General features: G+C 61.1%; 7 protein-coding genes. 6 read left to right on the forward strand and 1 reads right to left on the reverse strand.

All coding sequences use genetic code 11. The features are described from left to right. The first annotated feature begins 14 nt into the window (after positions 1 to 14). Positions 15 to 1,691 carry a choline dehydrogenase gene (betA, locus tag GRPL_RS02715; RefSeq protein ID WP_032700604.1) on the forward strand — a complete coding sequence of 559 codons (1,677 nt, stop codon included), beginning with the start codon at positions 15 to 17 and terminating at the stop codon, positions 1,689 to 1,691. Positions 1,692 to 2,145: 454 nt separating this feature from the next. Here betA and GRPL_RS02710 read toward each other — a convergent pair whose 3' ends face one another. Beyond that, positions 2,146 to 2,841, reverse strand: a complete 696-nt coding sequence (locus GRPL_RS02710) for a GNAT family N-acetyltransferase (protein ID WP_032688986.1) — start codon at positions 2,839 to 2,841, stop codon at positions 2,146 to 2,148. 212 nt (positions 2,842 to 3,053) lie between these two features. Here GRPL_RS02710 and GRPL_RS02705 point away from each other — a divergent pair, with 212 nt between their 5' ends. The 5 genes from GRPL_RS02705 (at position 3,054) to GRPL_RS02685 (ending at position 8,090) form a co-directional block, all read left to right on the forward strand. Next, entirely contained in the window at positions 3,054 to 4,622 is a 1,569-nt protein-coding gene (locus GRPL_RS02705) for an ABC transporter substrate-binding protein (protein WP_032700605.1), read from the forward strand. 101 nt (positions 4,623 to 4,723) lie between these two features. Beyond that, positions 4,724 to 5,737 (forward strand): ABC transporter permease, encoded by a 1,014-nt coding sequence (locus GRPL_RS02700; protein ID WP_004859271.1) that lies wholly within the window; start codon positions 4,724 to 4,726, stop codon positions 5,735 to 5,737. Continuing rightward, entirely contained in the window at positions 5,737 to 6,570 is an 834-nt protein-coding gene (locus GRPL_RS02695) for an ABC transporter permease (RefSeq protein ID WP_032688988.1), read from the forward strand. Before GRPL_RS02700 ends, GRPL_RS02695 begins: the two co-directional genes overlap by 1 nt. After that, positions 6,563 to 7,399 (forward strand): ABC transporter ATP-binding protein, encoded by an 837-nt coding sequence (locus tag GRPL_RS02690; protein WP_032696444.1) that lies wholly within the window; start codon positions 6,563 to 6,565, stop codon positions 7,397 to 7,399. Before GRPL_RS02695 ends, GRPL_RS02690 begins: the two co-directional genes overlap by 8 nt. Continuing rightward, complete coding sequence (locus tag GRPL_RS02685) at positions 7,386 to 8,090, forward strand: ABC transporter ATP-binding protein (protein ID WP_032700606.1); 705 nt, start codon at positions 7,386 to 7,388, stop codon at positions 8,088 to 8,090. The genes GRPL_RS02690 and GRPL_RS02685 overlap by 14 nt, the downstream gene beginning before the upstream one ends. Positions 8,091 to 8,235 lie beyond the last annotated feature (145 nt).

Consider the following 8,235-nt stretch of genomic DNA (forward strand, 5'->3'; position numbering starts at 1 on the left):
CCAGGAGGTCATGTTTGCAATTTGACTACATCATTATTGGCGCCGGCTCTGCCGGCAACGTACTGGCGACACGACTGACGGAAGATCCGCACACCACCGTCCTGCTGCTGGAAGCCGGCGGCCCGGATTATCGTTTTGATTTCCGCACCCAGATGCCCGCCGCGCTGGCTTTTCCATTACAGGGCCGACGCTATAACTGGGCCTACGAGACCGAACCTGAGCCGTATATGAATAACCGCCGCATGGAGTGCGGCCGCGGCAAAGGTCTCGGCGGCTCGTCGCTGATTAACGGCATGTGCTACATCCGCGGTAATGCAATGGACCTCGACAACTGGGCCACCGCGCCAGGCCTGGAGAGCTGGAGCTATCTCGACTGCCTGCCCTACTACCGTAAAGCGGAAACCCGCGACATCGGCGCGAATGATTATCACGGCGGCGATGGCCCGGTGAGCGTCGCCACGCCGAAGCAGAATAATAATCCGCTGTTCCATGCGATGGTGGAAGCGGGTGTGCAGGCCGGCTATCCGCGCACCGACGACCTGAATGGCTATCAGCAGGAAGGGTTCGGGCCGATGGATCGTACCGTCACTCCCCAGGGGCGCCGGGCCAGCACCGCCCGCGGCTATCTTGACCAGGCCCGCGGGCGCCCAAATCTGACGATTCGCACCCATGCGCTGACCGACCATATTATTTTTGCCGGTAAGCGCGCGGTTGGGGTCGAATGGCTGGAGGGCGACAGCACCGCGCCGTCAAAAGCGACGGCCAGTAAAGAAGTACTGCTGTGCGCGGGAGCCATCGCTTCACCGCAGATCCTGCAACGTTCCGGTGTCGGCAACCCGGATCTGCTACGCCAGTTTGATATCCCGCTGGTTCACGCCCTGCCCGGCGTCGGCGAAAACCTGCAGGACCATCTCGAGATGTATCTGCAGTATGAATGCAAAGAGCCGGTGTCGCTCTATCCAGCGCTGCAGTGGTGGAATCAGCCGAAAATCGGTGCCGAATGGCTGTTCGGCGGCACCGGTATTGGCGCCAGCAATCAGTTTGAAGCCGGCGGGTTTATCCGCAGCCGGGAAGAGTTCGCCTGGCCAAATATTCAGTACCACTTCCTGCCGGTGGCGATTAACTACAACGGTTCGAATGCGGTGAAAGAGCACGGCTTCCAGTGCCACGTCGGCTCCATGCGTTCGCCCAGCCGCGGCCACGTGCGCCTGAAATCACGCGACCCGCACGAGCATCCGGCGATTCTGTTCAACTATATGTCCAGCGAGCAGGACTGGCAGGAGTTTCGCGATGCGATACGCATCACTCGCGACATCATGAACCAGCCGGCGCTGGATAAATATCGCGGACGCGAAATCAGCCCGGGACTCGACTGCCAGAGCGATGCCGAGCTGGATGAGTTCGTGCGTAATCACGCCGAGACCGCTTTCCACCCGTGCGGCACCTGTAAAATGGGCGACGACGAGATGGCTGTAGTGGATGGCGAAGGCCGGGTGCACGGTCTGGAAGGTCTGCGGGTAGTGGATGCGTCAATTATGCCGCAGATCATCACCGGCAACCTCAACGCCACCACCATCATGATTGGCGAGAAAATAGCCGATGCCATTCGCGGCCGCCAGCCGCTGCCGCGCAGCACGGCGCGCTATTATGTGGCCAACGGCGCGCCGGTGCGTCGTCAGGCTGCTGGATAGCAAGCCTGCTCTGGCTAGTGTCCTGACATCTCTGCCGCCGGGCGGCGGCTGACGCCTTGCCCGGCCTACGATAGCGAGTCTGCCCCATAGAACCCGCTCTGCAAACCGGAAGCTATCCCGTAGAATCCGGTTTGCAAACCGACATCAGTCCCGTAGGCCCGCTCTGCAAACCGACATCAGTCCCGTAGGCCCGCGCAAGCGAAGCGCCGCCGGGCAAATCCCGGAGCACCACAAATATAAGGTCCGATAGCAAGCCTGCTCTGGCTAGTGTCCTGACATCTCTGCCGGGCGGCGGCTGACGCCTTGCCCGGCCTACGATAGCGAGTCTGCCCCATAGAACCCGCTCTGCAAACCGGCACCAGTCCCGTAGGCCCGCGCAAGCGAAGCGCCGCCGGGCAAATCACGGAGCAACGCAGATAATTCCGGATGCACGCACTTTGTCAGCAGGCTGCAATTAGCGAAAATCCTCCAGCCGCTTCACCTGTCTCCCGTCACCATCAAAATTCTCCGCCGCCAGCCATGCGCGCAGCGCCGCATCACGCTGCGGCCATTCGCTATCAATGATCGACAGCTGGTCGCTATCGCGGGTGCGTCCTTTGCGCACCATTTTTTGCCGCAGACACCCTTCCCAGGTAAAACCCAGACGCTCCGCCGCCCGCCGTGAGGCGATATTCATCGAATCACATTTCCACTCCAGCCGGCGATAGCCCTGCTCGAAGGCGTTTTTCAGCAACAGCCACACCGCTTCCGTACCCAGCGGCGTATTCTTCATCTTCCGCGACCAGGTAACATGGCCGATTTCAACGGTCCCCATTGCCCGATCGATGGCCATATAGCTGACCAACCCAACCGCCCGCTCGGTCCGCAGATCGATAACCGCAAACGGCACCAGCGCATCATCGTTGACTTTACCGGCCACCCAGTGGGTCGTCGCTTCCACGCTTGCCGGGCAGGTGCTGGCCAGCCATGTCCAGTCGCTCTCATCTCCCAACGCGTAGGCGGCGAACAGATCGGCGGCATGGCGCTGCACCTCCAGCGGCTCAAGCCGACAAAAGCGTCCGCTTAACGGCGTGCGTTTCAGGATCCTGGCCCCCTGCCAGTCTGCGACAACATCATTCACCACCTGACCATATTGATTGATTTCCGGCATGCCCGCACCCCGTTGAATTGTAATGAAATTGTTATATCAAGAAGCGCAGCGGACAGAAAGCGCGCCGCCGCTTTTTTTCATTAATAACCCAGCGCTATGAATTATTCTTTTTATGCATAAGCTTATCCGTATTTTGACTTTACGACTGCGGGGAAGCGGCCTAACGTAGCGAAGCATAAATAATCAAAACAACATTTTTTCAGGGATTGCACATGACCAAAAAACTGCTGTCTTTACTGGTGCTGACCGCACTCTCCGCCGCCGTCCATGCCGCGACGCCGCCCTCCACCCTGGTCGTTGCCCAGGGCCTTGACGACATCGTCAGCCTCGACCCGGCAGAAGCCAATGAGCTTTCCAGTATTCAGACGGTACCAAGCCTCTACCAGCGCCTGGTTCAGCCAGATCGCGACAACCCTGAAAAAATCACCCCGATTCTGGCTGAAAGCTGGCAGGCCGACCCGGCGGCGAAAACCTTGACCATCAAGCTAAAGCCTGATGCCAAATTCGCCTCGGGCAATCCGCTGCGTCCGGAAGATATTATTTTCTCCTATACCCGCGCGGTGACGCTGAATAAGTCCCCCGCTTTTATCCTCAACGTCCTCGGCTGGCAGCCGGACAACATCGCCAGCCAGCTGAAAAAGGTCGATGATCATACGCTGCAGCTGCACTGGACCGCTGACGTCAGTCCGGCGGTGGCGCTGAATATCCTCTCCACGCCGATCGCCTCCATCGTGGATGAAAAGCTGGTGGCGCCGAACGTCAAAGACAACGATTTCGGTAACAGCTGGCTGAAAATGCACTCCGCGGGCAGCGGCGCGTTCAAAATGCGCGTCTATCAACCGCATCAGGCCATCGTGCTGGAGGCCAACGACAGCTCGCCTACCGGTGCGCCGAAGCTGAAAAGCATCATTATTAAAAACGTCCCCGATCCGGCCTCTCGCCGCCTGCTGATTCAACAGGGTGATGCCGATATCGCCCGCGATCTCGGCGCCGATCAGATAGCCGCCCTGCAGGGGAAACCCGGCGTTAACGTGCTGAGCATTCCCTCCGCCGAGCAGAATTACCTGGCCTTCAACACCGGCAACAGCGCGAACCCGCTGCTGAAAAACCCGGCCCTGTGGGAAGCCGCGCGCTGGCTGGTGGACTACGACGGGATCACCAAAGATCTGCTTAAAGGCCAGTATTTTGTGCATCAGAGCTTCCTGCCGGTTGGTCTGCCGGGCGCGCTGGATAATAATCCGTTCAAATTTGACCCGGCGAAGGCCAAAGCGATTCTCGCCAAAGCGGGGATTAAGGACGCGCACTTCACTCTTGATGTCGAGAACAAACCGCCGTTCATTACTATCGCCCAGTCGATGCAGGCCAGCTTTGCCCAGGGCGGCGTGAAGATTGACCTGCTGCCGGCAGCGGGCAGCCAGGTGTATGCCCGCGTGCGTGCCAGGCAGCACCAGGCAGCTATTCGCCTGTGGATCCCGGACTATTTTGACGCCCACTCCAACGCCAGCGCCTTCGCGTGGAATGATGGCAAATCCAGCACCGTCGCCGGTCTGAACGGCTGGCAGATCCCGCAGCTGAATAAAGAAACCCAGGCGGCGGTCGCCGAAGCGGATCCGGCAAAACGCCTCGAACTGTACAAAAAAATGCAGGAAGAGCTGCAGCGCAGTTCGCCGTATGTGTTTGTTGATCAGGGGAAAACGCAGATCGTGGTCCGCGATAACGTCAAAGGCTATCAGCAGGGCCTCAACGCCGATATGGTCTGGTACGATAACGTCACCAAGTAATTTCCCTTGTTGCCGGGTGGCGTTACGCTTACCCGGCACGGGTTCTCGTTTTTTGTAGGCCGGGTAAGGCGAAGCCGCCCCCCGGCATGAAGAGACTTCCCATGCCACATCTTTCCACGCGCGTGCTTCAGGGGCTGCTTACCCTGCTACTCACGCTCTTCGGGCTCTTGCTCGTCACGTTCGCGCTCTCCGCGTTTTCACCTGTCGATCGGGTGCTACAAATCGTCGGCGATCATGCCAGCCAGTCGACCTACGATCAGGTTCGCCACCAGCTCGGGCTCGATCGCCCGCTGCCGGTGCAGTTCTGGCACTATCTGGTTAACCTTGCCCACGGCGACCTCGGCACGGCCAGCTCCACCGGCCAGCCGGTGCTGCACGACCTGCTCGCTACCTTTCCCGCCACCCTCGAACTGGCCACCCTGGCGCTGATCGTCGGGGCGCTGTTCGGGGTGATTGCCGGCGTGCTGTGCGCCCGCTACGCCGGTTCCCCGTGGGATCTGGCGGTACGCACCTTGACCTTGATCGGCAACTCGGTTCCCATCTTCTGGCTCGGGCTGCTGATGCTGGCGCTGTTCTATGCCAAATTGCAGTGGACGCCGGGCCCCGGGCGACTGGACGATATCTATCAATATACCGTCGAACCGCGAACCGGCTTCGTGCTGATTGATACCTGGCTCTCCGGCGATAAAGAGGCCTTCAAAAACGCCATCGGCCATCTGCTGCTGCCGGTGCTGCTACTGGGATACTATTCACTGGCCAGCATCACCCGCCTGACCCGCTCCGCCTGCCTCAGCGAGATGAACAAAGAGTACATCCTGCTGGCGCGCGCCAAAGGCGCCAGCGAAATGACGATTCTGCTGCGTCATGTGCTCCCCAACATTCGCGGCACTCTGCTGACGGTCATCGCCCTGGCCTGGACCTCGATGCTGGAAGGCGCGGTGTTGACGGAAACCGTCTTCTCGTGGCCGGGAATTGGCCGCTATCTGACTACCGCGCTGTTTGCCGGGGATACCACGGCGATCATGGGCGGTACGCTGCTGATTGGCGCCAGCTTTGTTTTCATTAATAACCTCACCGACCTGCTGGTGCGGTTGACCGACCCGAGGGTGCGCTGATGCCGGCTTATCTGTTTTTGCGTCGTCTGCGTCGCTCCCCCGCCGCCTTTTGCGGGCTGATCGTTATCGCGCTGCTCCTGCTGGTGGCGCTGTTCGCGCCGTGGCTGGCGCCGCTCGATCCCAACTGGCAGGATGCGGCGGCTCGCCTGCAAAGCCCCGATGCCCGGCACTGGCTCGGCACCGACAGCTATGGCCGTGACCTGCTCTCCCGCCTGATTTACGGCGCGCGCCCGGCGCTGGGGCTGGTGGCGTTAGTCACTCTGATTACGCTCCCCGCCGGCCTGCTGGTGGGGATTCTTTCCGGCTATTACGGCGGCTGGCTGGAGCGTATTCTGATGCGGTTTACCGACGTGGTGATGTCAATGCCGCGCCTGATCCTCGCCTTTGCCTTTGTCGCCATGCTGGGGCCTGGGCTGGTCAACGGTGCTCTGGCGCTGGCGCTCACCACCTGGCCCGCCTACGCTCGCCAGGCGCGGAGCGAAATTCAGCGTCTGCGTCATAGCGATTATCTGGCCGCGGCGGAGATGATGGGCATTCGCGGCTGGCGGCTGCTGATTGGCCATATTTTGCCGCTGTGCCTGCCTTCCGCCATCGTGCGCCTGGCGCTGGATTTGGCCGGCATTATTCTCGCCGCCGCCGGACTGGGCTTCCTTGGCCTCGGCGCACGTCCGCCGATGGCGGAATGGGGCGCGATGATCGCCGACGGAATGCAGGTCATTTTCGATCAGTGGTGGATTGCCGCCGCGCCCGGAGCGGTGATCCTGATAGCCAGCCTTGCCTTTAACCTGCTGGGCGACGGCCTGCGCGATGTTCTGGAGCCGCAACATGACTGATACCCGACTCGCCGTTCAAGGGCTGTGCATCGACTACCCCTCTGCCCGGGTGGTGAATAACGTCAACTTTACGCTCGGCAACGAGCGGCTGGCGCTGGTGGGCGAATCCGGTTCCGGCAAATCGATGACCGCCCGCGCGCTGATGGGGCTGGTGCGTCGTCCGGGCGTGGTCAGCGCAGAAACGCTGAACGTGCTGGGCCACGATCTTCTGACCCTCAACGAACGCCGCTGGCGCGCGCTGCGCGGCAACGATATCGCCATGGTGTTGCAGGATCCGCGCTATGCGCTGAATCCGGTACAGAACATTCAGGCACAGCTGGAAGAGGCATTAACGCTGCATCAGCGCCTGAGCCGCCGCGCGCGACTGGAGGCGGTGAAAGCCGCCGTTGCTGCCGTCGGTCTCGATTTACCCGTACTCAGCCGCTACCCCGGCGAACTCTCCGGCGGGATGGGGCAACGGGTGATGATCGCCATTGCGCTGTTGAACAACCCGAAGGTGCTGATTGCCGACGAGCCGACCTCGGCGCTCGATTCCCGCCTGCGCAATCAGATCCTCGAACTGCTGGTGGAACAGTGCGAGCAGCGGCAAATGGCGATGCTGCTGATTAGCCACGATCTGCCGCTGGTGGCGGAGCATTGCCACCGGGTGCTGGTGATGTATCAGGGCGCGCAGGTCGATGAGATGCCCGCCCGCGAGCTGCCTCAGGCCACGCATCCCTACACCCGTACGCTGTGGACCTGTCGTCCCGATGCGAGCACCTACGGCCAGATGCTGCCCACTCTCGACAGAACCCAGGACTTTACGGAGGCGGCGCATGGCAGTCGTTAATCTCGATGCATTACAGGTCATTTTTGCGGAAAAAACGGCGGTTTCCGCCGCCAGCTTCAGCGTTGAGGCCGGGGAAACTTTCAGTCTGATCGGCGCCTCCGGCTGCGGAAAATCGACGATTTTGCGGGTTCTCGCCGGGCTACAGCGCGAGTGGCGCGGCGGCGTTCAGCTGTTTGGCACAGCGATAGCTCCCGGAGTTCGTTTTCAGGGCGAGCTGCGCCGCAACGTGCAGATGGTGTTTCAGGATCCCTATGCCTCTCTGCACCCCAACCATACGCTGTGGCGTACCCTGGCCGAACCGCTGAAAATCCACGGCCTCGACGCCATCCGGCAGCGGGTCGACACCGCGCTGGAACAGGTGGGGCTCCCCGCCGACGCCGCGCGTCGTTATCCGCATCAGCTTTCCGGCGGCCAGCGTCAGCGGGTGGCAATCGCGCGCGCGCTGCTGCTGCGCCCGCAGATCCTGCTGTTAGATGAGCCCACCTCGGCGCTGGATATGTCGGTGCAGGCGGAAATTCTCAATCTGTTGAACCGATTGAAACAGGAGCACGGTATGACCTATCTGCTGGTCAGTCATGATGCCGATGTGATTGCGCATATGTCGGATCGGGCGGCGTTTATGGCCGAGGGGGTAATTCAGCACTTCTTCGACCGTGAAGCGCTGATACAGGGCGAACACCGGATGGCGTGATAGCCAGCCAACCGGGAAAATCCCCGGTGGCGCTGCGCTTACCGGGGCTACGGGGTCGTGCGGTCAGGTAGCCCGCATAAGGCGCTGGCGCCGCCAGCCGGGAAAATCCCCGCTGGCGCTGCGCTTACCGGGGCTACGGGGTCGT

The sequence above is a fragment of the Klebsiella planticola ATCC 33531 genome (assembly GCF_000735435.1).
Taxonomy (GTDB): Bacteria; Pseudomonadota; Gammaproteobacteria; order Enterobacterales; family Enterobacteriaceae; genus Klebsiella; species Klebsiella planticola.

Excerpts from the sequence above, each read along its gene's own strand:
- GRPL_RS02710 (WP_032688986.1), bottom strand. The coding sequence starts at position 2,841 with ATGCCGGAAATCAATCAATATGGTCAGGTGGTGAATGATGTTGTCGCA.
- GRPL_RS02705 (WP_032700605.1), top strand. The coding sequence starts at position 3,054 with ATGACCAAAAAACTGCTGTCTTTACTGGTGCTGACCGCACTCTCCGCC.
- GRPL_RS02700 (WP_004859271.1), top strand. The coding sequence starts at position 4,724 with ATGCCACATCTTTCCACGCGCGTGCTTCAGGGGCTGCTTACCCTGCTA.
- GRPL_RS02695 (WP_032688988.1), top strand. The coding sequence starts at position 5,737 with ATGCCGGCTTATCTGTTTTTGCGTCGTCTGCGTCGCTCCCCCGCCGCC.
- GRPL_RS02690 (WP_032696444.1), top strand. The coding sequence starts at position 6,563 with ATGACTGATACCCGACTCGCCGTTCAAGGGCTGTGCATCGACTACCCC.
- GRPL_RS02685 (WP_032700606.1), top strand. The coding sequence starts at position 7,386 with ATGGCAGTCGTTAATCTCGATGCATTACAGGTCATTTTTGCGGAAAAA.